We start from the raw sequence: 25,165 nt of genomic DNA, 5'->3' as shown, positions 1-25,165 counted from the left end.
GAGTTGCTTATGAAGCTGGCTATCAGAGAAGGAATGATACCAGGAGACTCTCTACGCAAGAAGCTGGAATGGCTATCAAATATAGGCATAGAAGGTGTTGAGCTGCATGGCGCATCCTTAAGCCTGTCTGTATGGGAGCTTCGTTCAATATTTGCCAACAGCCCCATATCCGTTGCCAACATCTCTGGTACTGCTGACCTGCTCTCTCCGGATTCTGCTGTAAGGAGAGCTGCCATGGATCTTGGCAAGAGGAGACTACACCTTGCTGCTGAATTGGGTGCTACTGGAGTGCTGCTCGTACCTCAGTTCGGGACCAAACCGCTACTGCCTGACCTCTCTCCATATAGGAATGCTATGGAGCTGGAGAGAGAGTTGTTTATAACGCAAATGAGGGAGCTCTCGGAACTAGCTGAGACTGAAGGCACGATTATATTCCTCGAGCCACTCAACCGATATGAAGCACATCTGGTCAACACTCTTCAAGATGCTTGCAACTTGGCTCGGGAGATAGGCCCAAGAGTCAGGATAATGGCAGATTTCTTTCATATGAACATAGAAGAAGCAGATATAGCCCAGAGCATAAAAGCTGCGGCAGACCAAATCGTCTACGTGCACGTAGCGGATAGTAATCGTCTACAGCCTGGCAAGGGACACATAGATTTCACTCAAGGTTTTAGAGCGCTAAAAGAAATAGGATATGACGGTTATCTGGGCATAGAATGCCGTATAGCAGGTGAGCTTGAAGCTGCCCTGCAAGAGTGTGCACACCTGCTTCGAGAATGGTGGCAAGCAGCCTGATTCGAAAGATCTCTGTAATCAAAGAACGGACGGGACGCTAAGGGAATATTATTCCCAGTTTGATCGCTCTATCTGGATGCTCATCTATCAGCTTATATGCCTCGGGAGCATCATCAAAGGGCACTACAGGCTGTATTATCCCCTCAACTCGAAGCTTGCCTTCTGTTAGCCACTTGAGTGCCAGGCTAACATATCGATCGAGATTCCAGCGAGGATATTCCCTCATAGGCAGGCTCTCTGAGCGCGCTGATATGAGCTCAATACGGTTAATGTGGAATTCATCACCCAGGTATAAGCCGCTGGCATCTCTGCCATAGAAAGAGAGCACACATACCCTGCCACCAAATCCGGTTGATCTAATAGCCTGCTGTAGTGCTATAGTGTTGCCGCTAACCTCGATTGATACGTCCACGCCGGAGCCACTCCTGTCTTGGGATGCGCTTCTGTATCCCCCTATAACTCTCCTAGGGGATGTGCCTTCGATAGGGGCGAATGGTGGCGTAAGCTCGCGTATTTTTACTCCGACATCGCCGACTGTCGGATCCAGCGTGACATCGGCTCCCAAGGATTCAGCTAACTTCCTTCTGGTCTCAACGGGGTCTACTCCTATTACCATATCTGCTCCCGCAAGTCGGGCCATCTGTACCGTCATTAGGCCTATAGCACCAAGCCCAAATACTGCCACCCTATCTCCAAGATCTATTCTGGCGTCCCTAATCGCCATAGCCATCACAGCGGGGTCAAGGCATACTAACGCCTCATCGGATATCCCTTCGGGGACTGCATCTACCTCCGATTCATCCACCGTATGCGTCTCGCGTATGGGCAAATGGCCGAATACTCTGTCACCGACCCTAAACCTAGTTACCTCACTGCCTATCTCAGTGACGGTTCCCACTGCCATATTCCCTAGTCTAAATGGGAACCTCTTTAGGCCTTCCTCGGACGATATTGGCTTGACCACGCCTGCATCAGGGTCATATGGACGGTTTGCTTCTGGATCGTTCCTGTACGCTACCAGTTCCGTACCGTGTTTCGGGGATGCGAACTCAGTGCGTATGCGTACTTGCTTAGGACCAAGGGGCGGGTCATCATACTCACGAATAGCCGGTGTTCTGGGCGCAATGGCAATAAGTTCTCTCGGCATGTGCTCCTCCAAGTAAAAGGTGCTACACAGCAATTTATCAGAAAATAGCGTATGACTCACAAGGTGTGGGTTGTCCTAACATGGACTCTTACATCTTAGGTCGGATATTGTGACTTTTCATTTAGTCCTTGCATAGTCCTCAAAGTGTAAGATAGTTTCGGGATATATTTTGGCCTGAGGAGTGTGAGTTGAAAAGGATATTAATTGTGGGAGCCAGCCTGGCAGGTGGTAGGGCAGTGGAAGCTCTTCGTCAGGAAGGATTCGATGGAGAGATAATTCTCGTGGGTGAAGAGGCTTACAGACCTTATGAACGTCCTCCACTATCAAAGGCGTTCATGAGAAGCGAGGTAAGTGAGGATAGTCTCTATCTACAATCTGATCAGTTTTATGATGATAACGAGGTTAAGCTGATACTTGGTAAGCGAGCCGTGGAACTTCACCCTCGCGAGAGAATGCTCGTGTTGAACGACGGCAACAGGATCACCTACGACTCCGTCCTGCTATGTACGGGCGCTACTCCCAAGAAGCTGGAGGTACCTGGCAATGACCTAGAGGGCATATTTTATCTGCGTAGTTTGGATGATGCCGGATGTATAAGATCTGAGGCAGGAAAAGCCCAAAGGGTTGTCCTTGTAGGTTCTGGCTTTATAGTTTGTGAGCTCGCAGCTTCCTTCATACAGATGGGTCTCGAAGTGATAATCGTGGGGCTGCAATCCGCGTTAATGAAGAAAGCCTTTGGGCAAGATATTGGAGCTACATTTACTGAGGTGCACCGGTCTCATGGGGTACAAATACACCTAGAGGAACATGTCACGGGTTTCCGAGGTGCTGGCAAAGTAGAGCAGGTTATCACTAGTTCAGGCAAGAAGCTTGATTGTGACTTTGTAGTGGTAGGAATAGGCGTGACTCCGGCTTGCTCTTGGTTAGCAAGCTCAGGCGTTAAAATGAGTGATGGTGTTCTGATAGATGATTACTGTAGAGCCTCTGTCCCAGGGGTGTTTGCTGCTGGTGATGTGGCTAGGTGGTTCTATCCCCGTGTCGAGAAATTCGTGCGGGTCGAGCACTATGATAATGCTCAGAACCAAGGAGTTGCGGCCGCCCGAAGTATCCTAGGTAAAGGTGAGTCCTATTCTCCGGTGCTCTTCTTCTGGTCTGATCAGTACGATTTGCATATCCAGTATGTTGGATATGCAGAAGACTATCAGCAGATAGTCCTTAGAGGAGATAAAACATCAACCTCCTGGTGTGCATTCTATATTTCGGGCGATCGTTTGGTGGCTACGCTTGCTGTGAACAGACCTCGAGAACTTTCTGTGTCTAGGAGAATCATCTCAAGGGGTATTCCTGTAGACCCCAAGCAGCTTGCAGATGAACAATTTGAACTGCGATCCCTTCTAGGTAGTAAATAGCAAAAGTGTCAGGTGGGTTTTACCATGAGGCTTAACCCTTCAGGAATCTTGCTGGTGGAGATCAACTTTGTTCAAGATAATGCTTTCTAAAGAAGGTAGTGAGTTAGTTCCCAATATAAATATCGAAGACATAAGCGATGTCATATCTCGGGAAAATAACCTGCTGTGGGTAGATGCGATCTCTCCCAGCAAGAACGAGATGGAAAAGCTTCAGGAAGAGTTTGGCTTCCATGAACTCTCGATAGAGGATGCGCTCAAACCTTGGCAAAGGCCTAAGATTGATCAGTACGATAGCTATTACTTTATCGTTATTTACACCGCCAGATTTATTCCGGAGCAAGTGGACATACAGGAGGTAGAGTTAGATATATTCCTAGGTAGGAACTACATCGTCACGGTGCATGGGGAGGAAATATCTGAGCTCAATGATGTAGCTCGGAGATGGCAGCAGAACATCTCCAAGCTCAAACCCTCTGCAGGAGTGCTGCTGTATAGCATAATTGACTCAATTGTCGATAGCTACTTCCCACTAGTTGATACCTTGGGCGATCACATAGAGAGATTTGAAGAAACTATCTTCTCGGGAAGACAGATCACGCTTCAGGGAGAGGTGTTCAGACTACGTAAGGAGCTGCTACAGCTAAGGAGGGTGCTTGGTCCCCAGAGAGATCTGCTTCTTCATCTTAGCCGGATGGAATCAGCATTGCTTGAAGGAGATGTCCGGACATACTTTCAGGATGTGTACGATCATATCATGAGGGTAACGGATACTATTGATCTATATCGTGATCTGCTCAATAGCGTGCTCGAGTCCTATTTGACCGTAGCTTCCAATAACTTAAACATAACTGTACGAACACTCACATCATGGTCGATCATATTGATGACGCTCGCGCTCATTGCGGGTATATACGGTATGAACTTCGAGCACATGCCTGAGCTGCATTGGCGCTATGGCTATCCGGGCGTGCTTCTTATAATGTTATTGATTACTGTTATTTTGTACTACTACTTCAAGCGCAGGCGGTGGCTTTAGCAGATCGTAACTGTCTGCTCATGGATAGCCTGCTCTTAGAGCATTTATCTCTGACCATAGCTTTTCAGCTCTAGCTCTGATCCCATCTACAGGGCCATGAATTATCGATCGAGAGACGTTTATTACTACAGGACCTGAACGGGAAGCTCCTACTGCCGCAACGAGGTCCCCTCCTTGTGCACCTATGCCCGGAATAAGTAGTGGGTGCTTAGGGGCGATCCTTCTTACTTGTTCCAGCTCATCAGGCGCAGTTGCCCCTACTACTAGCCCTACATCGGCCGCATAGTTATCTCTTGTTACCATAGATGCCACAAGCTGGTACAAGGGCGTATCGTCCACTTCCAGCAATTGGATATCAGCTCCCCCTGAGTTCGACGTTCTGCATAGGACCCAAACCCCTTTCTCGTGGTAGCCGAAGAACGGCATCATCGAGTCTAGCCCCATATAAGGATTCACAGTGACAGAGTCAAATCCCAATACTTCGAATATGGCCTTGGCATACATTCTGGAGGTGTTGGGGATATCGCCTCTTTTGGCATCTGCTATAGTCACAACCCCAGTTGGGATAAGTTCTAACGTCGATTGCAGAAGGTTGAAGCCATCGGCACCCATAGCCTCATAGAAAGCAAAGTTGAGCTTGTAGGCACAAACCAGATCTGAGGTTGCATCTATCACAGCACGATTAAAGTCGAGCACACCCCTGTGAGATCTCTCAAATCCCTCTGGAAGGAAATCAAGCTCAGGGTCCAGTCCTACGCATAGCAGAGTATTGTGGGCCTCTTGGATCCGCTTCAGCTTGTCCATGAATCTCATAGCTCTATTCCTCTTCAACACGAATATAACACCTATCAACTAGAATGACTTTCTAAAGATCAAGGTGGAAACCTAGCAATATGCTATTCACTTTGTAGTTATCAACGTAAAAGTTTTTTTATAAGGAGGGAGGATACATCTTAGTAACTATAGTACAGGATAAAACGTTCTTTATAATGCGGTACAAGTGGTTATTAGTCACCATTTTCCGAAAGGCGAGAATTATGCAATACAGTCAAGCTAACTTCTATGCCAGGGTCTGTGCTTTGCTCTGCATCTTAACATTGACAGTAGCAATAGCTGGACAAATTAGTCCAAGCCGTGCGGCTGGCAATGATCATATTGAACAGAATCTGAGGTCATTGCGACAGAACTTGAACGAAGTCAAAAGTCAGCTGGTAGTAGTCTTTTCGTCGCGGATATCTGTTGAGCAAGCCAGGAACAAGATTAGAGCAACCGGGGGTAAGATCACTAAAAGCTCTACTAGGTTTCGTAGGACTTATCTTGCAGTTTATCCAGACGCACAGGCTGCCAGCCGGGCGTATAACCTCCTCAAGGCAGACAGCAATACTGTTAATATTTTTTTCAACAGAAAAATAAAGGTTCCTAGTGATATACCAGGTTTGCCTGTATCTATAAGCAAGCAAGCTAGAAGGGACTTTTCATCTACTAAGCCAGCTTGGGAGAATCAAGGAGCCAGTGAGACCCTGTCACCACAAGCCATACCAGGCAACCTTGGGACATTCCAGTGGAGCCTTCAAAGAATAGGCTATGACCTGGCTCCCAGCCCGACCTCTAATGCACCAGTAGTAGCGGTGATAGATACAGGAGTAGATTATAATCATCCCGACATAGAGCCCAATTATATGCCCTGCCCGGCTGCTTTAGCTCAAGCAGGTTTCTACTGTGATGTTATCGATCAGGATAACGATCCGATGGATGCCGTCGGACATGGTACCCATGTAGCGGGGATAATCGCCGCTGCCGATGACTCGTTTGGGACTACTGGTGTTTCGCCTAAGAGCAAGATATTGGCTGTTAGGATCTTTGATGATCTCGGTTATACGGACCTTATGACGATATTTGCGGCTCTGGATTACGTACGCCTCGCTAAAACCCAAATTCCCGATCTAAAAGTAGCCAATATGAGTTGGGGAGGCTATGCGGATATAGGCTCGCCAGAGTATCAAGAAATGGCTGCTCGCATATCTGCACTCAGAAATAGTGGCATACTGCCAGTTGCCTCTGCTGGTAATGATAGCGACAATCCATCTCAGTACCTTGCAGTGGTTTCAGGTGAAAAGATCGTTCCTATTCCTGCTGCGCTCCCTGGAGTCCTATCTGTGGCTGCAACAGATTACAATGATTACAGAGCGTTCTTTAGTAACTACTCTACTCCAATTAAGCTGAATGACTGTCAGAAGATAATTCCTCCCGGCGACTATGATCCAGGATTCGTGCAATGCTCTCCGGATAATACCTATACTAATTTGACCTACAACCTGGCCCAGATAGCAGCTCCTGGATGGCAAGTGCTTGCTCCCACACTACGTGGCCAATATGTGGAGTTCTCTGGAACATCTATGGCTTCTCCAATGGTCGCAGGAGCTGCTGCTAGGGTAATGAGCCAATATCCGGCTATGACCGTAGGACAGGTTCAGGATAGGCTTATTTCTACTGGGCAATCCTTGGGCATCTCCAAGGGCTTCCCTATAGCCACCCCGAGGCTTGATTTACGAAGGGCATTAGGAGTATCTGGGACCGGTATTACCGGGCGGGTAGTAGATGGGTTTACAGGTATACCTATCGCAAATGCTACCGTGTCTATCAAGTACGGTAACACCCAACTTGCTACTACCACGACCGACAAGGCTGGATTCTATACATTTAGTGGCCTTGCAGGCAGTCGAACCTACACGATAACAGCTAATAGGGCAGGTTACATCGCGAACAGTAGGAATGCTAATACTGTATCGGGCCAATACCTTGATCCTGGTGATCTTAGCCTCGCTCCACTCCGAAATGATGGTTCCTATACCTTTATGTTGGAGTGGAACAATGTGGCTACAGGTTTCTATGAGTGGCAGTCTGCGTATTTCCTTGCAAGGGGTTATCCGTGGCCCGTCAACCCGGCCAGTATGCCTATGGCTCTTCTAGATACCTACATCAGCGTACCCGCTATTTCCGAGCCCAATGATGTGTTCGTCTATAATCCTCTAAACAAGGGCACAACTGCTACTTACCCATACGTCAAAGTGCTACATGATAGCGAATATGATATCACCCCGCATGAGGGGGCCATAGTTCGACAATTATCACCATCTGGCAAGATCAGATACGGAGTCGAATGGCTATCTCCCGGCGGTTACACACGTCCTAATGCGATGGTTAGTATCTACCGTAACGGGGTACTACTGCGCAGAGCACAACTTTCCCTGTCTAATGCCCCAACCGATGGTACAAGCGCGAACGCCTCGAGAAGGTATGCTCATTGGGCTCTCTATGCCATCAATAGCCAGGGGAATTTGTCCAATGCGTTTGGCGAATCTAACGGTCAGCGTAGCAGCTACCACTACTGGGTGTATCGAAACGGTAATATACCTGGAGTTCCTGGTCCTGGGGTTGGCCAGCCGCTCACGGCTTACCTAGAGCTTGCAGATGGTGTTTCTGGCGGCCCTCTGCCCGGGTGTAATGGAGATTGTGCCGATGTCTACAGATACAGGATGGTAGAAGGCAGGACTTACTCGTTTACTTTGTCAAGACCTGCAAGCACCAGCTTCCAACTGGAGCTTTACGCTCCCAATGCTACTTCTATTGCAGAGACTATACCTATCAAGATAGGAGAGGAGAATGGGGATACCGTTACTTTACAGTACACGGTGCCAAGAGGCAGAACAGGCACATACTATCTTGCGGTAGTGGATTACATGGGAAGTGGTCCATATACGCTGGTCAGACAAAGATAAATAGCATCTTTTGTGAGCTGCTTACTTGGATCCCAGGGTGTTCTTCAATACCCTGGGATCGTTATTGTGCTATATATTTAGTTACTGCTTAATCGAGCTAGAGCGGGGGTAGATTATAATGCCAAAGAGACAGCCTAGACTTACTTCAATATGTTTGTCCCTTATATGTTTCCTGCTTTTGATCTCGTGCGGTCAACAGACAACAGGACCTAGTCTGGGAGGTACTCCAGCAGCTTCTCCGAGTAGCCCGAGCCCGTCTGCTAGTGCCCAACCGAGTCCTAGCCCCACTTCTGGTAGCCAATCCCAGAAGAATATCAAACTCGTTGTCTGGGATACGGCTACTTCAGGCGTGCAGAAAGAGATTATAGAGACCCTGGCGAGAGAATTCGAGAAGGATAACCCTGGAGTCCAGATAGAGCACGAGGGTTATCCATTTGATGAGCTGCAGAAAACACTACAGAGGGCGATTACCTCTGGTAAAGGCCCTGATATAGCGCAGATAAACAATGGAGAAAGTAGCATGGGCCCCCTGGTGAGAGCCAAGCTACTTATACCTCTAACCAAGTATGATAAGCAGTATGGCTGGTCTAAGAAGTTTGCGCCTGCATTGCTTGCGAGGAATATGTACACAGAAGATGGTAAAACCTTTGGTAAAGGTGTCCTCTGGGGAGTTTCTCAGACCGGAGAGCTGGTGGGATTCTATTACAACAAGAAAATCTTCCAGCAAAACGGCATACAGGTTCCTAAGACGTTTGATGAGTTAGAGCAGGTAATGCAAACTCTCAAGGACAAGGGTGTGACTCCACTTATCTTTGGGAATCTGGATAAATGGCAGGCTATTCACCTCTATGGAGAGATACTGGGGACCATGACTAACAGGGAATACTTGGATGGTTTAATTTACCGCCAAGGGAACAAGTCTTGGGATACTCCTCAGATCAAGCAGGCAGCTGCTAAGCTTCAAGAGTGGGAATCCAAAGGCTACTTTATAAAGAACTACGCTGCTTTGCATTCTGATGATGCATGGAAGCTTTTTGCTGCTGGCAAGGGTGCAATGCTTTTGCAGGGGAGCTGGCTAACCGGGGATATACAGAAGGCTATGGGGAGCAACGCTGGTTTCTTCGCTATGCCACCCAGAGGTAATAAGACTGTACTCCACGTGGGGGGTGTTGGTATACCATATGGCATCATCAAGACCACTAAATACCCGGACGTAGCTGCTAAGTTCATCAATTTCTTGGTATCAGATAGAGCAGTTCAGTTGCTGCTTGAAAATGGCCAGCTACCAGCGATAAAGGTTCCTCAGTCTTATATAAAGCCTAATACGGTATCTGGAGATCTCTACAAAGCTTGGAATAAGGTCAATGACGAAAATGCTCTGGGACATTACTTGGACTGGGCTACTCCTACTTTCTATGACACCCTAACTGCTCATCTCCAACTTCTACTAGCACACAAGGAGAGCCCTGATCAGTTTGCAAAGGCGCTTGAGGCTGATTATTCCAAGTTCCTGCAGCAAGAACAAAAGTAGGTCATCACAGAGTGAAGTACAGCATGTCTGGACGTAGCAGGAGATACGGCTCAGCTTTAGAGCCGTATCTCTACCTACTGCCTTCATTAGTAATATTTACTCTGTTCGTTGGCATACCTACCTTGGGTGCTGTGGTGCTCAGCCTGCTTTCTTGGGATGGGTACACAGCACCCAGGTTCGTGGGACTAGCTAATTACGTGCAGGCTTTCTCGGATCCTATATTTTGGCTGTCTCTTTGGCATAACGTTGTACTAATTCCTTATTACGTTTTATTGCCAGCTGTGTTAGGGCTGGCACCTGCTGCAGTTGTTCATCATCTCAAGCTGAGAGGTAGTTCTATCTTCCGTGTAGGTTTTTTCCTGCCTTACATCATGCCTGGAGTGCTTATAGGCGTGGTGTGGAGATGGATGCTAAACCCTGCCTTTGGTCCTGTAAATAGCCTACTGGGGCTGGTGGGTATACAACCATTAGGTTGGTTGGGCGACTTCAACCTCGCTCTACCTTCTGTGGGGCTTATAGGAGCATGGGCTACCTATGGCTTTTGTTATGTAGTTTTCCTCGCGGGTTTGCAGAAGATCCCTCAGGAACTCTATGAGGCTGCCCGGATTGACGGAGCTTCTGGCTGGCAGGAATTTCTAGCGGTTACCCTGCCAGGACTGCGTGGGGAGATAGCAGTGGTGATAGCTGTTAACCTAATAAATGCTCTCAAGGTCTTTGACGTAATATGGGCTACTACTAGAGGCGGTCCGGGAAGATCTACTAGCGTAGTGGTGCTCTATATGCTCGAGAACGCATTTAACATAAACAGAGTAGGCTATGGTTCCGTGCTGGGAGTTATCATAGCTGTTCTAACTCTAGGTTTGACCTTGGTCACGCTAAGGCTATTTGGAGAAAGCAGTGATTAAGAAAGGTTTGATCTATCTAGCCTTAATAGTTGGCCTGATAGTAGCCATAGGCCCTTTTATTATCACCACTTTAGCATCGTTTAAGACCGACATAGAACTTGTCCAAGGAACTTTTTCCCTTCCTAGTAGGTGGCAGTTTGAAAACTATGTTACTGCCTGGACACAGGGAGGATTTAGCCGCTTCTTTATAAATAGCTTGATAGTTGCGGTGGCGGTGGTGATACCTTCGATCATTCTGTCTTGTATGTCAGGTTATGCTTTCTCCCGTTTCAATTTCAAAGGTGCAAGGTTTCTCTTTGCTTTCCTGCTACTGGGATTGATAGTCCCCTTACAAGCAATAGTGGTACCACTTTTCTACGTCCTTAAGACTATGTACATGCTGAATTCTTATTGGGGGTTGATACTGCCTCAAATCGCGCTCAGCCTATCTTTTGGAACCTTGCTGCTGAGGCAGGCCTTCAGCAGCGTTCCCAGAGATATAACGGAGGCTGCAATAGTGGATGGGGCTAGCTCGTGGAGGATACTATGGTGGGTGCTCGTGCCGCTTATTCGTCCAGTCATAGGCACCCTAGGGTTACTGTTCTTTATATGGACATGGAATGAATTTTTGCTGCCGTTTGTGGTGACAACAGATCCTCAGTATCAGACTTTACCAGTCGGCCTGCTGTACTTCCAGCAGCGCTGGACTACTAACATACCAGTTACCGCAGCGGGGGCTACAATCATCTACGTACCGCTCACAGTGATTTTCCTGATATTTCAGAGGCAACTTATCCAAGGGCTTACCACAGGAGCTGTAAAGGGCTAGAATGACTTTGTTTTCGTAGGTGTGGAGAGATGAGCTTTACCTTATTACAATCAATTACTATGTTCGCAACACATATAGCTTGATTTATTATATGGGGAGGTGCCCTTGTGGGTTCTAGCAATAATGCTAGTTACGATGTAGCGGTAGTAGGGCTGGGGGCAATGGGAAGCGCTACTGCCTATATGCTAGCGTCTCGCGGATACAGAGTGATAGCTTTCGACACTTATTCGCCTCCGCATTCTCTTGGTTCCAGCCATGGTGAAAGTCGAATAATTCGTGAGGCGTACTTTGAATCACCTCAGTATGTACCCCTTGTAAGACGATCTTACGAACTGTGGAGATTACTGGAAGAAGATGCTAATACTCGATTGCTTACTATAACCGGAGGATTATATGTAGGGCCTCGTGACGGGGAACTTATCAGTGGTGTGCTGTCCAGTTCCCAACAGTGGAATATTCCTTGTGAACTGTTAACTAGTGATGAACTAAGACATCGTTATCCAGAAATACATGTGCCAGAGAATTTGGAGGCCATACTCGAACCTGGTGTAGGAGTCCTGCAGCCTGAAGCTTGTATATCCTCTTTCCTTCAGGGAGCGGCAGCTCGTGGGGTGCACCTGCACATGAGAGAGAAAGTTTTGTCCTGGAGGACTGAAGGCTCGGGGTTCAGGGTATTTACATCTCTTTCGCCTAGCGGTTATCTAGCAGAGAGAGTCATCCTGACCGTGGGGCCGTGGGCGCCTGAAATTCTTGCAGACATAGGCGTTCCCTTACAGGTTCTAAGAGTGTTTGTGGCCTACTTTAGGCGTGGGGATGAGCGTGATGGTATAGATGGACATAACTTGCCAGTACACTTGTGGCAATTGCCTGAGGGAACGTACTATGGCATGCCTTACAACAAGCGTGTGGGCATGAAGTTTGGTCGTCATGATGACGGCACTCCTTGCACCCCAGATACTATCGCCAGGGGAGTTACACCGGACGAGATAGAACGATTAAAAAGCATAGTTGCTAAGCTAATTCCTTCCATATCTCACCCAGTAGATGCCTCCACATGTATGTACACCATGACGCCGGACCAACACTTTGTTGTGGATCATCATCCATTCCAAAGCGGGGTAGTGCTTGCTTGTGGATTCTCAGGGCATGGGTTCAAATTCGCTCCAGTAATTGGGGAGATCCTGGCGGATCTTGCTATTGAAGGACGCACATCTCACCCAATAGACTTTCTATCTCTAAAAAGGTTTACCCCATCGGGAGCTACCCAGCATGCCTAGTAGAGACAACCTTAGAATCTTCTGGCCGAGACAGAAAATACCGGCCGTCCTGCTAGTAGATGATCCTGTCCCTTGTCGTAACCCTGCATGGTATGAGTTCCCTCATGATGGTCATGAGCCTGTAGCGCCAATTTCATTCCTTGAGGCTTTTGCTGATATGCTCGATCAATATGATGTAAAAGGCAAATTCTCTCTGATCCCTTGCCCAGGAGCTACTGGCAGAATAGATAATTGCTTGCCAGGAATTGGTAGAGATGAATTAGAGCTCTTTCTCACTGTAGTTAGGGAGAGAATTGCGAGAAGGTGTGATATCTCCCCTGAATTGCTGACTCACAATTACGCTATGGATATCACTGCGTGGCAGCCACTAGATGAGCGTGAGGATGTATGGTTTGATCGACAGGATTTGGACACAATGGTTAGTTATATAAGCACTGCATTAGAAATACTTACCAACGTTGGATTATCTCCCAATGGTGTTACATCACCTTGGAGGTTAGGAGCAGCCGTTGAAGATCTATACTGTGAAGCCATCAGGACTTCGCTTAAGGCTGTTACTGATACAAACCACGGATGGTATTTTGTCCACTGTGATGATACCTCCGAGGTCGTATCTCCAAGACTTTCCATGTGCGGAGATGGTGAATCTTTGGTCAGTATAGTCTCGGGTACATGTATGGATTTCGCTTGGCACACCCAGAAAGGGCGTGATCCAGACGTTGACTTGTGGATTACAGAAGATGGCCTGAATGGGAGGTTAGGATTTCTCTTATGTCATCAAAGTCCCCTAGTAATGACCACTCATTGGCAATCTTTGTTTTCAAATGGCTCATGGAAGGGCCTAGAAGGCTTGCGAGAAGTAATAAGGCGTATAGACACTGTATGGAGAAAAGATATCATCTGGATGACCCCCAGCAAGCTTGCTAGCTATTATGTTGCGATGGAAACCGCTGTCTATAAACAAAGTACACCGCTGGATGGGGAAATTACCTTGTCCATAGAAATTGCCCAAGGAATTGATTGTCATGACTTTACATTTCAACTAACCCCTGGATTTGTGCCTACTAAGGTTTTTGTTGACGGTGTGATACTAGAACGTGTTCAAACCTGTACGCTGACAAGTAATACATGGTATTACGATGAAGCTCACAATACTTGCACGATATGTTGTGATATATCTAATAAAGCTGAATTAAGTTTACAATAATGGCTTCAAGCTAAGTTTATATAGTAATTTTTACATAGCAGTCTACTCGTGTATTTTCAGTGTAGATACCTCACCTGTGCTGAAATCTACAATTCTAATAGCGTGATTATTGGTGTCGGCTACGTAAAGATAGCGAGATGTGGCAGAAAGGCCACCCGGTTCAGCAAGACTAGCATCCTGCCTGGTACCATCCCTTAGCTCCTGTTTGCCTGAACCAACCCAGGTTCGACACTCACGTGTATGCGGATCTAGAATTTTGATCTTGTTGTTGTAGCTATCGGCGATGTACAACTTTCCAGCATGCCATTCAACATCAAGGGGGTGCTGAAGTCTAACCATTCCGCCTACACCGTCAACATCTCCGAACTCAAATAGGTCTATGCCTACCAGAGTCTCTACTCTTCCACTAGCTGGATCTAGAAGACGAATAGAGCTAGTTTCACTGTCGGCAAAATATAGTAATTGGCCATCCGTAGTAAGCCCGCTTGGCTGAGCTAACCATGCTGCAGAAGCTGGCCCATCCTTAATGCCTTCCCTGGCCGTGCCGGCAAGAGGGCGCACTACTCCTGATGGCATCTCCATAGCCCATATTTGATGGCACCCTGCCATAGCTATATACAGTACGTCGTTGACTATCTCTAGATCCCAGGGTGAGTTTAGCTCTGTGTACTTTCCAATTGATGGTTGGAAAGAGATTGGATATCCCTGTTCTCCAGTACCGGCTATAGTTTCGACTTTACCTTCGTTTAGATGTAGTAGACGCAAGGCGTGGTTTTCTGTATCTGCAACGTACAGTTCATTCCCACGTATCGCCATGCCCTGAGGGTGATTAAACTTTGCCTCTGAGGCAGATCCATCTACCAATCCTTCCTCACCATTTCCCCAGATTCGGCGTATCTTTCCGGATAGCGAGCACTCTAGGATACGGTTATGGTTTGAATCAGCTATATATAGGCTATCTTCATCTTCCAGAGCTAGCACTTTGCCGGGGAAAGCGAGTATTCCCTCTGGAGCCCTCTCTGCATTGAATCTTATAGGGGTCCGGTCGAGAATGCCTAATGAGTCATACTCCTGGATCATCTGCGAGATGATGTTATCAAGCTCAGGGAACCTTATCTCGCCTTCGTGCATACCCACTATTCGACCGGTAGGGTCAATGAAATAGAGAGTAGGCCAGGCTCGTACGGCATATTCACTCCAGATTTGGAGATTGGCATCATTCACAACTGGATGCCTGACTGAATATCTCCTAATAGCATTTCTTATCCCCGTGTCTGATCTTTCAGCCATAAACTTAGCTGAATGCACTCCTATTACTACCAACTCATCTGGATACTTCTCCTCGAGTTTTCGCAGGTGAGGTAGTATATGCATGCAGTTGATGCAACAGTAGGTCCAGAAATCCAGTATAACTATCTTTCCCCTCAAATCTGCCAGGCTTATGTGCCTATCTGTGTTGAACCACTTAAGACCACCTGGGAAATCCGGGGCCCTTATTTTCCCCTCAAATCTTCTATTTGCCATTACTCACCCCTGAATACTTTCTTTTGCTCAAAGCAAACCAGTAGTTACATATAATTACTGTCCGCTATCATCAACCATGCCAAAGACGCCCAGCCTGCTGAATTCTACCCTATATATGAAACTCAAGAACGCACATTATAATTTCTTGCCTAAACGCTTAATTCCAACCACTGTTGTTAGATGCTAGACTGCATGTTACTCTTGAGAAGAGTATGCAAATTGCAAACATTTTGGTATTTCCGAAATGTTAGATATCAGTATATAATTATTTGGAGGACTAAAGGTATGGAAGAAGAAAACCTTGCTAGATTCCGAAGAGCATATTGGAAGGTAGTACACCTGGTAGATGCGCTTAGGCTAAGGTTATGGGAAGACAAAGGGTTGACACTCCCCCAACTCAGGGTGTTGTTTATATTGAGAAGGCATCCAGGGGCTACAACTAACTTTATATCCCAGCAGTTAGGAGTAACTGTATCTACTGTTAGCGGTTTGGTGGATAAGCTTGTCAGAGCTGGATTAGTTGAAAGGCTGCAAGCTCCTGATGACCGCAGAGTGATACCCCTTAGGTTGACACCCGAAGGAGAATCCGTTGTGGGTGATATCCGACAGATCAACAGGGAGTATCTGGCAAATATAGCTAGTGCATTAGGTGATGATCTTGAAGAGGTCACTCAGGCTCTAGAGAAGCTTGGTAGTGCTGCTGAAACACTTCCCCCACCGTCAAACCCATTGGAGGTGTCTGTTGAGCCTGAGCGCTAGTATAAGGCGGACATTTAGCGCGCTGTCTGTCTATAACTATAGAGTATTTTGGCTTGGGCAGCTTATATCACTGTCCGGCACTTGGATGCAGACCATAGCTCAATCATGGCTGGTTCTTCAGCTTACTAATTCACCAAGTGCTTTAGGTTTCGTAACGATGTTGCAGTTCTTGCCCATTACCGTCATGGCTCTTTTTGGAGGGGTACTTGCCGACAGATTACCAAAACATAGGGTCCTAATCATAACCCAATCTTCAGCTGCTATCCAAGCCGGCATTTTGGCAATCCTTGTGATATCGCATCATGTTCAACTATGGCATGTCTATGTATTGGCATTTTGCTTAGGGGTAATCAATTCTATTGACAATCCCACAAGACAAGCATTTGTAGTGGAGCTTGTAGGACCAGATAAACTTGCTAATGCTGTAGCCCTTAACAGCATGCTCTTCAACTCCGCTAGGATAATCGGTCCTAGCATAGGGGGCCTAATGATAGGATGGCTAGGTACCGGTGGGGCTTTTGCTGCTAATGCTCTTAGCTTTCTCGCTGTCATATTGGGTCTTCTTATTATGCGTACTGACGAATTTGTCGCTGTAGCACGTTCACCGAGAGGACGTGTGCTTACTCAAGTTGCCGAAGGAATCAAATATGCCTTCAGTCACTCAGACATATTGCTTGTGTTATTGCTGATGGCATGCTTGGGTATATTTGGTTACAACTTCACCGTCATGCTTCCTCTTATAGATAAGTACATACTAGGGGCCGGGCCCGAAGTGTTAGGTATACTGACATCTGCCATGGGCGTGGGTTCTGTGCTAGCTGCATTAGCTGTGGCCTATGCTGGTAAGGCTAGAGTAGGAGTTATGCTCGCGGGTGCACTAATATTCAGCTTTTCCTTATTGTTAGTAGGGGTATCTAGGCTGTACCCACTAACACTTCTAGGGCTATTTATCCTGGGTTTCGCCAGTGTAACCTTCAGCTCCAATGCCAACACCAGGCTCCAGCTGCTGGCGCCTGACCATCTGCGTGGCAGGATCATGAGCCTGTATTTTCTTGTCTTTGCCGGTAGTACGCCTTTTGGTGGTGTAATAGTGGGATCCCTTTCAGCTTTGATCGGTGTATCTCTTACTTTACAGCTCATGGCAATTATCTGTCTGGCTGGTACGTTGGTAGCCATCTTGTTTGTTTACATACGCCTGCAGAGGAATGCAGAGCGCAAAGCTGAGAGCCTTGTTGGTGTAGGTGGTAGCAGTAGCGATAGGAGGTCGTTGGATGCTTAGGGGGGCAGGAGGTGGCGGGGGTGGATTTCGAAGAGCACTTATGGCTGAGAAACCTGAGAAGCCTGTAAGGGCTGGCACCGCTAGGCGGGTCGTCAAGTTCTTTGCTCCGTACAAGCTACATGTGCTGCTAGTGCTTATAGCGATACTTATTATCTCCGTAGTCGGCTTGGCTAACCCCTATCTTCTCAAGCTGATAGTTGATGATGCCATACTCAAGCGAGACATGGATAAACTCATCTTGTATGCGGTCCTAATGATCGTTATTCCCGTGGTGAATGGTCTTATCGGTGTATGGCAGACATACCTCAACAATTTGATAGGCCAAAGGGTAATGCGCGATCTTAGGAACGAGCTGTACAGGCACATGCAGAGGATGTCTTTGAGGTTCTTCTCCGAGACCAAAACTGGAGAAATACAATCAAGGCTAGGTAACGATGTCAACGGAATACAGGACGTCATTACTAACACCGCTTCGAGCATAGTATCTAATATAACTACTGTTGTATCTACAATTACTGCAATGTTTCTGCTCTCCTGGCAGCTAACTTTGCTTTCTCTGGCATTGTTACCTCTATTCCTATACCTGACTTACAAAGTCGGTAGTATCAGGCGAGAGCTTGCTAAGAACACTCAGAAGAGCCTTGCTGATATTAGCGCTCTAATTGAGGAGTCTCTATCTGTGTCTGGCGTTTTGCTGACCAAGACCTTTGGCAGGCAGCGTGAGTCTATCGATAGGTTCTCACGCGAGAATCAGCGCCTTGCTGATCTTCAGCTACGCCAGCAAATGGTTGGTAGATGGTTCTTCATGATTACCTCTACGTTCTTCTCTATAACCCCTGCACTGGTCTACTACTTTGCAGGTAGAACGATCATACATACTCCTCCTGACCAGGTGCCTCCGATAACGGTTGGAGGGATAGTAGCTTTCACAACTCTACAAAGTAGGCTTTTCTTCCCCCTGGGACAGCTCCTGACCGTGCAGGTTCAGATTCAAGCAGCGTTAGCTTTGTTTGATCGCATATTTGAATACCTAGATCTTCCAGTAGAGATTACCGATAGGCCAAATGCTATTGAGCTTGACCCACACGACGTAAAAGGCAGGATAACCTTCGACCATGTATACTTCAGCTACAGCCGCACAGGACGGCCTATGAATCTATATGACATCAACTTTGATGCCCCGCCAGGTTCTCTCGTGGCCTTGGTAGGTCCAACCGGGGCTGGTAAAACCACCATAGCCTATCTGATAGCTCGCTTGTATGATGTTACTAAGGGCAGAGTGCTTATAGATGGCATTGATGTACGTGACATAAGATTGGCGAGTCTTCCCCAGATAATAGGCATGGTATCTCAGGAGACATATTTGTTTCATGCATCTGTGCGCGAAAACCTCCTATTTGCTAAGCCAGATGCTACCGAGGAAGAGCTTATAGCCGCTACAAAAGCTGCTAATATCTATGACCGTATAACTGAGCTGCCTGAAGGTTTTGATACCATCGTGGGAGAAAGGGGCTATCGGTTTTCGGGGGGTGAGAAGCAGCGTATAGCTATAGCAAGAATAGTCCTCAAGAATCCTCGCATACTTATACTAGATGAAGCTACTAGTGCGCTTGATACTCGTTCAGAGCGACTTGTCCAGCGAGCCCTAGCTACTTTAATGCAAGGTAGGACAACAATAGCTATAGCTCATCGCCTATCCACTATTTTGTCCGCTGACCAGATACTTGTTATAGACAGAGGCAGGATTGTAGAAAGAGGTACACATTCCGAGTTACTTGCTGCCGAGGGACTATACGCAAAGCTTTACAGGGAACAATTCTTACACGCCCCTAAGGATACCTCTATAGCAGCAACGGGTAGCTAGGCTTCTTTAGAACTGCCTAAATTGGAGACAAGAAAGCACCTACAGCTTGTATGGGCTGTTGTGTTTATCGCTTTAACACCCAATGCCGAGGTTATGAAACGGTCCTAACTTCATCCGTGGACTCATGTGGGGCTAACCATTCGTGGGCCCACCTTGATACTGCTTCCACTATCTCCGCCAGGTCTTCTCCCTTGGGTGTCAGCTTATACTCTATCCGTACCGGCGTCTCCGGATAGACGTGGCGCTCTACTATGCCTTCCTCCTCCAACTCTTTCAAGCGCTCGGAAAGCATGCGATCGCTAAGGTCAGGTATAGACTCTCGCAGATCTGAGAACCTGTTCACCCCGGAGAGCAGTGCTCTTATGATGGCTCCAGTCCACCTGCGTCCGATCAATTCGATCGTCTTCTGGTAGTACGGACAGAATACATCGTGTTTGATTCTGTGATCCTCCATCCTAATACAATTGTAAACATTATGTGCCTCCTTGACAACGGTTTACATGGACAGATAAAATTGATTATCAAAAATAAGTTACTTATAAGGGGGAAGCATGTTAATAGAAACCGGTGCAAAGGTTCGTACCGCTTGGGTGATCGATTCCGCACACTCGGTTATAGAGTTCTCTGTGCGTCATATGGTGGTATCTACGGTCAAAGGTTACTTTCGTAGATTTGAGGGAATCATCCATGCTGATGAGGATCAGCCAGAGAACTCGCAGGTAGAAGCGAAGATAGAAGCTAGCAGCATAGACACAGGTGACAGTAAGCGCGATGAACATCTGCGTTCGGATGATTTCTTCAACACTGAGAGTTTTCCTTATATATCGTTCTCAAGCACTAAGATTGAACGGACAAGCGAGAACACAGCCGATGTGCATGGTAACCTTACTATCCGGGACGTAACTCTGCCGGTAGTGTTGCATACTACATTTGAGGGGCAGCTAATCGATGCATATGGCAAGCAGAGAGCAGCCTTTAGCGCTGAAACGGAAATCAATCGCAAGGATTATGGGCTTCGTTGGAATGCCTTGCTTGAAAGTGGTCAAGCAGTTGTAAGCGATAAGGTCAAGATTACCTTGCATATTGCTGCCGTGAAATCAGAATAAAAACTGCTTTTTGGATCAAATTGTGAGTCCCTGGTACTTTGACTGATAAAAGGTACCAGGGACTTCTTCTTTATCGCTGGAGGTTAGATCTTCAGTTCGTTTATATATTCAGTGTCAGATATAATGAACTTGACTTACATAATGGTGTGATTGGGTTGGAGTTATGGGTGAGTTCAAGATAATATCTGACCTTCGGCCTGTAGGTGATCAGCCCAAGGCTATAGAAGCCTTGGTGGAAGGCGTTAGAGCCGGGATGAGGCATCAAACGTTGCTTGGGGCAACAGGAACCGGCAAGACTTTTACAGTCGCTAACGTTATAGAAAGGCTTCAGCGTCCAACTCTTGTTATAGCTCATAACAAAACCCTGGCAGCACAGCTATATGCTGAGTTCAAAGAATTTTTCCCCAACAATGCTGTAGAGTACTTCGTTAGCTATTACGATTATTATCAACCTGAGGCCTACATCCCGCAGACCGATACTTACATAGAAAAAGACACTGAGATAAATGATGAGATAGACAAGCTGCGTCATGCCGCTACAATGGCTCTTTTAGAAAGGCGAGATGTCATAATCGTTGCCAGTGTGTCCTGTATATACGGACTTGGATCTCCTGAAGAATACAGCAAGTTTGTTATATCCCTCAAACGTGGCGATACTGTGCGGCTCAGTAAGGTCATCCGTCGTCTTGTAGAGGCTCAATATGAGCGTAATGATCAATCTTTGTCGAGAGGTACGTTTAGAGTTAGAGGCGATACTCTTGAGATACAGCCTGCTTATGATGAGGTTGCGCTAAGGATTGAATTCTTTGGAGACGAGATAGATAGAATTACCGAGATAGATCCTCTTACTGGCGAGGTGCTTATTGAGCGCACCAAGGCGGATATATATCCACGAAAGCATTTTGTGACCTCTCAAGAGAGACTCCAAGAGGCTATCAAGGCTATTAGAGAAGAGCTCGAGGAACGCTATAACTGGTTTATCGAGCAAGGTAAGATAGTTGAAGCTGAAAGGCTCAAGCAGAGGACCTTATATGACCTTGAGATGCTCTCTGAAGCTGGTTACTGTTCAGGTGTCGAGAACTATTCCAGGCACCTGTCGGGACGTAAACCTGGGGAGCCCCCCATAACGTTGCTTGACTATTTCCCTGACGATTTCCTGCTTATAGTTGATGAGTCTCATATTACGCTGCCTCAGATCAGGGGCATGTATGCAGGCGACCGGTCGCGGAAAGAGGTGCTCGTTCAGTATGGATTTAGGCTGCCTTCAGCCCTGGATAATCGTCCATTAACTTTCGATGAATTCCAGTCTCATATAGTCAATGCTATTTACGTTTCAGCCACCCCTGGCCCATGGGAAGAGGAACACTCAGAACAGATAGTCCACCAGATCATCAGGCCTACCGGTCTGCTTGATCCGGAGATCAGCGTTCGTCCTACGGAAGGTCAGATAGACGACCTCCTGGAGGAGGTGCACGAGAGGGTATCCAAGGGGCAGAGGGTGATCATAACTACGCTCAACAAGCGTATGGCCGAAGAACTGTCTGATTACCTGAGCGAAATGGGTATCAAGAACCGCTATATCCATCACGAGATAGATACTTTGGAGCGTGTTGAGATACTTCGCGATCTACGCCTTGGAGTCTATGATGTAATAGTGGGCATAAACCTTTTGAGGGAAGGACTGGATCTGCCGGAAGTCTCCTTAGTAGCTATTCTAGACGCTGATAAGGAAGGCTTTTTGCGTTCCGAGAGGTCGCTTATACAGATGATCGGTAGAGCTGCTCGTCATGTTGAGGGCAAGGTTATCATGTACGCAGATACCATCACGGAATCTATGCAAAAAGCTATAGATGAGACGAATCGTAGGCGGGCTATCCAGATGGAATATAACCTCAAGCACAACATAGTGCCCGCGAGCATTGTCAAGGAAGTGCGTGATATTACTGAGAGAGTCAAGGCTATCGCTGAGTCTAAGGAGCAATATCGAGCGGACGGTGCTGTGAATCTGTCCAAGGATGAGATATTCAGGATGATAAAGGATCTGGAATCTCAGATGAAACAGGCTGCCAAGGCGTTAGAGTTTGAGAAAGCAGCTATCTTGCGTGATCAGATAGCTGAGCTTCGCAAGATAGCTATGTAATCGAGGAGCAGTTCTATGCTATATGTGATTACAGTTCTGATAATAGTTCTAGCGTTATTGGTACGTGCTTCTTTACGGGTGACTCAGGAGTATGAACGCGGAGTCATCTTCAGGCTGGGAAGATTTGCCGGTGTAAGAGGCCCTGGGCTGATCCCTCTCATTCCTCTCATCGAGCGCATGGTGAGGGTAGATCTACGTGTGGTTACTATGGATGTTCCCGCTCAGGAAGTGATAACTCGGGATAATGTCTCAGTAAGAGTCAATGCGGTAGTCTACTTCCGGGTGTTTGATCCTAAGATGGCGGTCATTAATGTTGTAGATTACATAAAATCTACGTTCCAAATCGCACAGACTACACTTAGAAGTGTCCTGGGACAATCCGAGTTAGACGAGCTTTTAGCACATCGAGAGAAGATTAATGATACTTTGCAGAAGATAATTGATGAGCAGACTGAGCCTTGGGGAGTCAAGGTAAGTATAGTAGAGGTAAAGGATGTCGAGCTGCCGGAAGGTATGCAGCGTGCTATGGCTCGCCAGGCCGAAGCTGAACGTGAAAAGAGAGCTAAGATCATACATGCTGAAGGCGAGTACGAATCTTCGCAGAGACTAAAGGATGCCGCAGCTATAATGGCGCAAGAACCTATAAGTTTACAGTTACGTTACCTGCAGACTTTGACCGAGATAGCGGCTGACCAAAATTCTACATTGATATTCCCAGTACCTGTTGACCTTCTTAGAGAGTTCTTGCACAGGGATTCCAATCCTGCAGATAGTAGCTACAGCAAAGATAATCTTAAGTAGAGTTTTTTCTGTTAAGCTTTTGAGCCCTTCCGGGGAAATGTCTCCGTGATACCTATCCTTGTTTTATCCCAGTTCCTATTGTTCTGTAAGAATAGGTATTGACTACTGGCTCCAACGGTAACTATAAATAGGCCAATTATAGTCATCGTCTGTAGTATACCTATATGGTCTGCTATGCTACCTGCAAGCAATATAGGGAAAAAGGATGCCGCATTAGAGACTGTGTAGAATGTCGACAGGACTCGAGCTCTGTTGTAATCGTGTGACTTTTCCTGAAGTACTGTCTGCGCAGGTATGGCCACAAAAGCTGCCGAGAATCCAAACAACATACTTAGTAATACTGCAATAAAAGTCGTTAACCAAGAAGGTGTAATAACTGACGCGTTCTCCGCTATGAGATTCGTGATGGGAGTAGTGATCGCTAGTCCTACCACACTAACTCCCACACCCATTAGTCCAAAGTGTATCATCTCATGCCTGTTGCTAGGTTTAGCCAACTTATTGACCAATATTATTCCCAATAAAGTGAAGAGTCCTGCAGGTGCAAGTAGTAACCCTAAATCTTCTGATCTTATATGCAGTATGTTTGTTACAAACGAGGGTCCTAATGTACCTAGCATCAAGTAGCTGGAGTTGGCGATAGACAAGTGTATAATGGTGATCGCTAAGGATCGCCTTTCAATAATAAAGTGCCAGCCTTCTCTTAGATCCTGCCATATCTTTTCCAGACTGATTCCTTCGTCTGTCCTTGCCCGAATGTCGGGAATGGGCAGAGTTGCGATTACTATTGCTGCAATAGCGTACAGAACGGCTATGAGTATGAATACGTTCCTAAGCCCCATGAAGCGTATGAGCAACCACCCTATTATGGTAAATCCTAGGAATTGAGAAGCCATGAAAGTCAAGTTATATAACGAGTTTGCAGTTATTAATGCTCGCTTTCCTACTATCCTCGGTATAACAGCTCCCTCTGCAGGGGCAAAGAATTGAGCTGCAGAGGCCAACACAAAGCTGGCTAAGTACACTCTAGGCATATCCGAGCTGTCGTTGACGAATATGTAACTTGCTACAGCAAATGCTCTTATTATATTGCTGGCTGCCATCACCGCACGCTTGTTCCAATGGTCAACCAGGACGCCAGCTACGCTACTGAAGATGACAGCTGGTAAGCTGAAGGATAGTATTATGAAGCTTACGTGAGCTGTTGACCCAGTTATGGTTTGTGCCAGAATTAGCAGGGCGAAGTTGATTACGTTTTGAGAGGTCTGAGTAAGAGCCTGCATGGCCCACAGCGTAAGGAAAACAGGATTAAGTATGCTTTGCTCTATTTCTGGCCTTCTCAGCGATGTGGATATATTACTCACGTGGTTTCCTCAACTGAGGGGGCTGGGATCCTCTTCTTTACTCGCTTTTCCAGCTCGCTTCTAGGCATCAGCACCTTTCGACCACATTCGTGACACCTTATACCTATATCGGCCCCTAGTCTTATAACAGTCCAAGTATGGCCACCGCACGGGTGTGGCTTCCTTAACTCAAGTATGTCTCCTATCTCGAAGTCTATGGGTTTAGGCATGGTGTTATCCCTTACTAAGATCTGTCGTTCACAGATCGATACGAAGAATTCTAGCAAACACTATTCAGTTTATACTTCCAATGCTGTAGCATATATCTCATTTGTTTATACTTCATCTATCCAGGGAGTAAAATAACACAGTAGTCACTGAAAGCAGGTAACTCTAGGGAATGCAGTTTGCGTTACCGGTTCCACTTGATCCACAAAGGGCCTCTAATCTGA

The 25,165-nt window shown here is 46.7% G+C and carries 21 protein-coding genes; 15 read left to right on the top strand and 6 right to left on the bottom strand.

The genetic code is table 11. The features are described 5' to 3' along the window. The first annotated feature begins 9 nt into the window (after window positions 1-9). Window positions 10-798, top strand: a complete 789-nt coding sequence (locus tag TTER_RS06585) for a sugar phosphate isomerase/epimerase family protein (RefSeq protein ID WP_012875240.1) — start codon at window positions 10-12, stop codon at window positions 796-798. 37 nt (window positions 799-835) lie between these two features. Here the strand turns inward: TTER_RS06585 and TTER_RS06580 are convergent, their stop codons facing one another. Then, complete coding sequence (locus TTER_RS06580) at window positions 836-1,945, bottom strand: zinc-dependent alcohol dehydrogenase (protein ID WP_012875239.1); 1,110 nt, start codon at window positions 1,943-1,945, stop codon at window positions 836-838. A gap of 188 nt (window positions 1,946-2,133) precedes the next feature. Between TTER_RS06580 and TTER_RS06575 the strand changes: the two genes are divergently transcribed. After that, window positions 2,134-3,354, top strand: coding sequence for an NAD(P)/FAD-dependent oxidoreductase (locus TTER_RS06575; RefSeq protein ID WP_012875238.1), 1,221 nt, complete (start codon window positions 2,134-2,136; stop codon window positions 3,352-3,354). 67 nt (window positions 3,355-3,421) lie between these two features. Next, entirely contained in the window at window positions 3,422-4,390 is a 969-nt protein-coding gene (gene corA, locus TTER_RS06570; RefSeq protein ID WP_012875237.1) for a magnesium/cobalt transporter CorA, read from the top strand. A gap of 18 nt (window positions 4,391-4,408) precedes the next feature. Here corA and pyrF read toward each other — a convergent pair whose 3' ends face one another. Continuing rightward, complete coding sequence (gene pyrF / locus TTER_RS06565; RefSeq protein ID WP_012875236.1) at window positions 4,409-5,203, bottom strand: orotidine-5'-phosphate decarboxylase; 795 nt, start codon at window positions 5,201-5,203, stop codon at window positions 4,409-4,411. 224 nt (window positions 5,204-5,427) lie between these two features. Between pyrF and TTER_RS06560 the strand changes: the two genes are divergently transcribed. From TTER_RS06560 to TTER_RS06535, 6 genes are all read left to right on the top strand, one after another. Further along, window positions 5,428-8,169: a S8 family peptidase gene (locus TTER_RS06560; protein WP_012875235.1), complete on the top strand. Its 2,742-nt coding sequence runs from the start codon at window positions 5,428-5,430 to the stop codon at window positions 8,167-8,169. A 349-nt stretch (window positions 8,170-8,518) separates the two neighbouring features. Then, on the top strand, window positions 8,519-9,700 hold the full coding sequence (locus TTER_RS06555) for an extracellular solute-binding protein (RefSeq protein WP_049822972.1): 1,182 nt from the start codon (window positions 8,519-8,521) through the stop codon (window positions 9,698-9,700). A gap of 23 nt (window positions 9,701-9,723) precedes the next feature. Next, entirely contained in the window at window positions 9,724-10,605 is an 882-nt protein-coding gene (locus TTER_RS06550) for a carbohydrate ABC transporter permease (RefSeq protein ID WP_041424864.1), read from the top strand. Further along, complete coding sequence (locus TTER_RS06545) at window positions 10,598-11,413, top strand: carbohydrate ABC transporter permease (RefSeq protein WP_012875232.1); 816 nt, start codon at window positions 10,598-10,600, stop codon at window positions 11,411-11,413. Before TTER_RS06550 ends, TTER_RS06545 begins: the two co-directional genes overlap by 8 nt. 107 nt (window positions 11,414-11,520) lie before the next feature. Further along, window positions 11,521-12,690 carry an N-methyl-L-tryptophan oxidase gene (gene solA / locus TTER_RS06540; protein ID WP_012875231.1) on the top strand — a complete coding sequence of 390 codons (1,170 nt, stop codon included), beginning with the start codon at window positions 11,521-11,523 and terminating at the stop codon, window positions 12,688-12,690. Then, a complete protein-coding gene (locus tag TTER_RS06535) occupies window positions 12,683-13,897 on the top strand; it encodes a hypothetical protein (RefSeq protein WP_012875230.1) in 1,215 nt (404 codons plus the stop codon). Before solA ends, TTER_RS06535 begins: the two co-directional genes overlap by 8 nt. A 42-nt stretch (window positions 13,898-13,939) precedes the next feature. Here the strand turns inward: TTER_RS06535 and TTER_RS06530 are convergent, their stop codons facing one another. After that, complete coding sequence (locus TTER_RS06530) at window positions 13,940-15,421, bottom strand: thioredoxin-like domain-containing protein (protein WP_012875229.1); 1,482 nt, start codon at window positions 15,419-15,421, stop codon at window positions 13,940-13,942. 285 nt (window positions 15,422-15,706) lie between these two features. Here TTER_RS06530 and TTER_RS14710 point away from each other — a divergent pair, with 285 nt between their 5' ends. The 3 genes from TTER_RS14710 to TTER_RS06515 are packed head-to-tail and all read left to right on the top strand — an operon-like array spanning window position 15,707 to window position 19,323. Further along, window positions 15,707-16,180, top strand: coding sequence for a MarR family winged helix-turn-helix transcriptional regulator (locus TTER_RS14710; protein WP_012875228.1), 474 nt, complete (start codon window positions 15,707-15,709; stop codon window positions 16,178-16,180). Next, window positions 16,164-17,459 carry an MFS transporter gene (locus tag TTER_RS06520; RefSeq protein WP_012875227.1) on the top strand — a complete coding sequence of 432 codons (1,296 nt, stop codon included), beginning with the start codon at window positions 16,164-16,166 and terminating at the stop codon, window positions 17,457-17,459. The genes TTER_RS14710 and TTER_RS06520 overlap by 17 nt, the downstream gene beginning before the upstream one ends. Further along, a complete protein-coding gene (locus tag TTER_RS06515; RefSeq protein ID WP_012875226.1) occupies window positions 17,452-19,323 on the top strand; it encodes an ABC transporter ATP-binding protein in 1,872 nt (623 codons plus the stop codon). The genes TTER_RS06520 and TTER_RS06515 overlap by 8 nt, the downstream gene beginning before the upstream one ends. Before the next feature lie 91 nt (window positions 19,324-19,414). On the opposite strand, the gene TTER_RS06510 is transcribed toward TTER_RS06515, so the two are convergent. Beyond that, on the bottom strand, window positions 19,415-19,777 hold the full coding sequence (locus TTER_RS06510) for a winged helix-turn-helix transcriptional regulator (protein WP_012875225.1): 363 nt from the start codon (window positions 19,775-19,777) through the stop codon (window positions 19,415-19,417). Between the two features lie 97 nt (window positions 19,778-19,874). On the opposite strand from TTER_RS06510, the gene TTER_RS06505 reads away from it, so the two are divergent. The 3 genes from TTER_RS06505 (at window position 19,875) to TTER_RS15950 (ending at window position 23,370) form a co-directional block, all read left to right on the top strand. Then, a complete protein-coding gene (locus tag TTER_RS06505; protein ID WP_012875224.1) occupies window positions 19,875-20,429 on the top strand; it encodes a YceI family protein in 555 nt (184 codons plus the stop codon). 163 nt (window positions 20,430-20,592) lie between these two features. Next, window positions 20,593-22,569, top strand: coding sequence for an excinuclease ABC subunit UvrB (gene uvrB, locus TTER_RS06500; protein WP_012875223.1), 1,977 nt, complete (start codon window positions 20,593-20,595; stop codon window positions 22,567-22,569). Window positions 22,570-22,584: 15 nt separating this feature from the next. Beyond that, window positions 22,585-23,370 (top strand): slipin family protein, encoded by a 786-nt coding sequence (locus TTER_RS15950; protein WP_012875222.1) that lies wholly within the window; start codon window positions 22,585-22,587, stop codon window positions 23,368-23,370. 11 nt (window positions 23,371-23,381) lie between these two features. On the opposite strand, the gene TTER_RS06490 is transcribed toward TTER_RS15950, so the two are convergent. Then, window positions 23,382-24,734, bottom strand: a complete 1,353-nt coding sequence (locus tag TTER_RS06490; RefSeq protein WP_012875221.1) for an MFS transporter — start codon at window positions 24,732-24,734, stop codon at window positions 23,382-23,384. Beyond that, the gene (locus TTER_RS06485) at window positions 24,731-24,943 is read right to left on the bottom strand and encodes a DUF951 domain-containing protein (protein WP_012875220.1); all 213 of its coding nucleotides are present in this window, start codon (window positions 24,941-24,943) and stop codon (window positions 24,731-24,733) included. Before TTER_RS06485 ends, TTER_RS06490 begins: the two co-directional genes overlap by 4 nt. Between the last annotated feature and the right edge of the window lie 222 nt (window positions 24,944-25,165).

Origin of the sequence: Thermobaculum terrenum ATCC BAA-798, from assembly GCF_000025005.1 — a bacterium.
GTDB classification, from domain to species: domain Bacteria; phylum Chloroflexota; class Chloroflexia; order Thermobaculales; family Thermobaculaceae; genus Thermobaculum; species Thermobaculum terrenum.
Note: the sequence above shows the minus strand (reverse complement) of the source record. Positions and strands in the feature narration are given on the sequence as shown.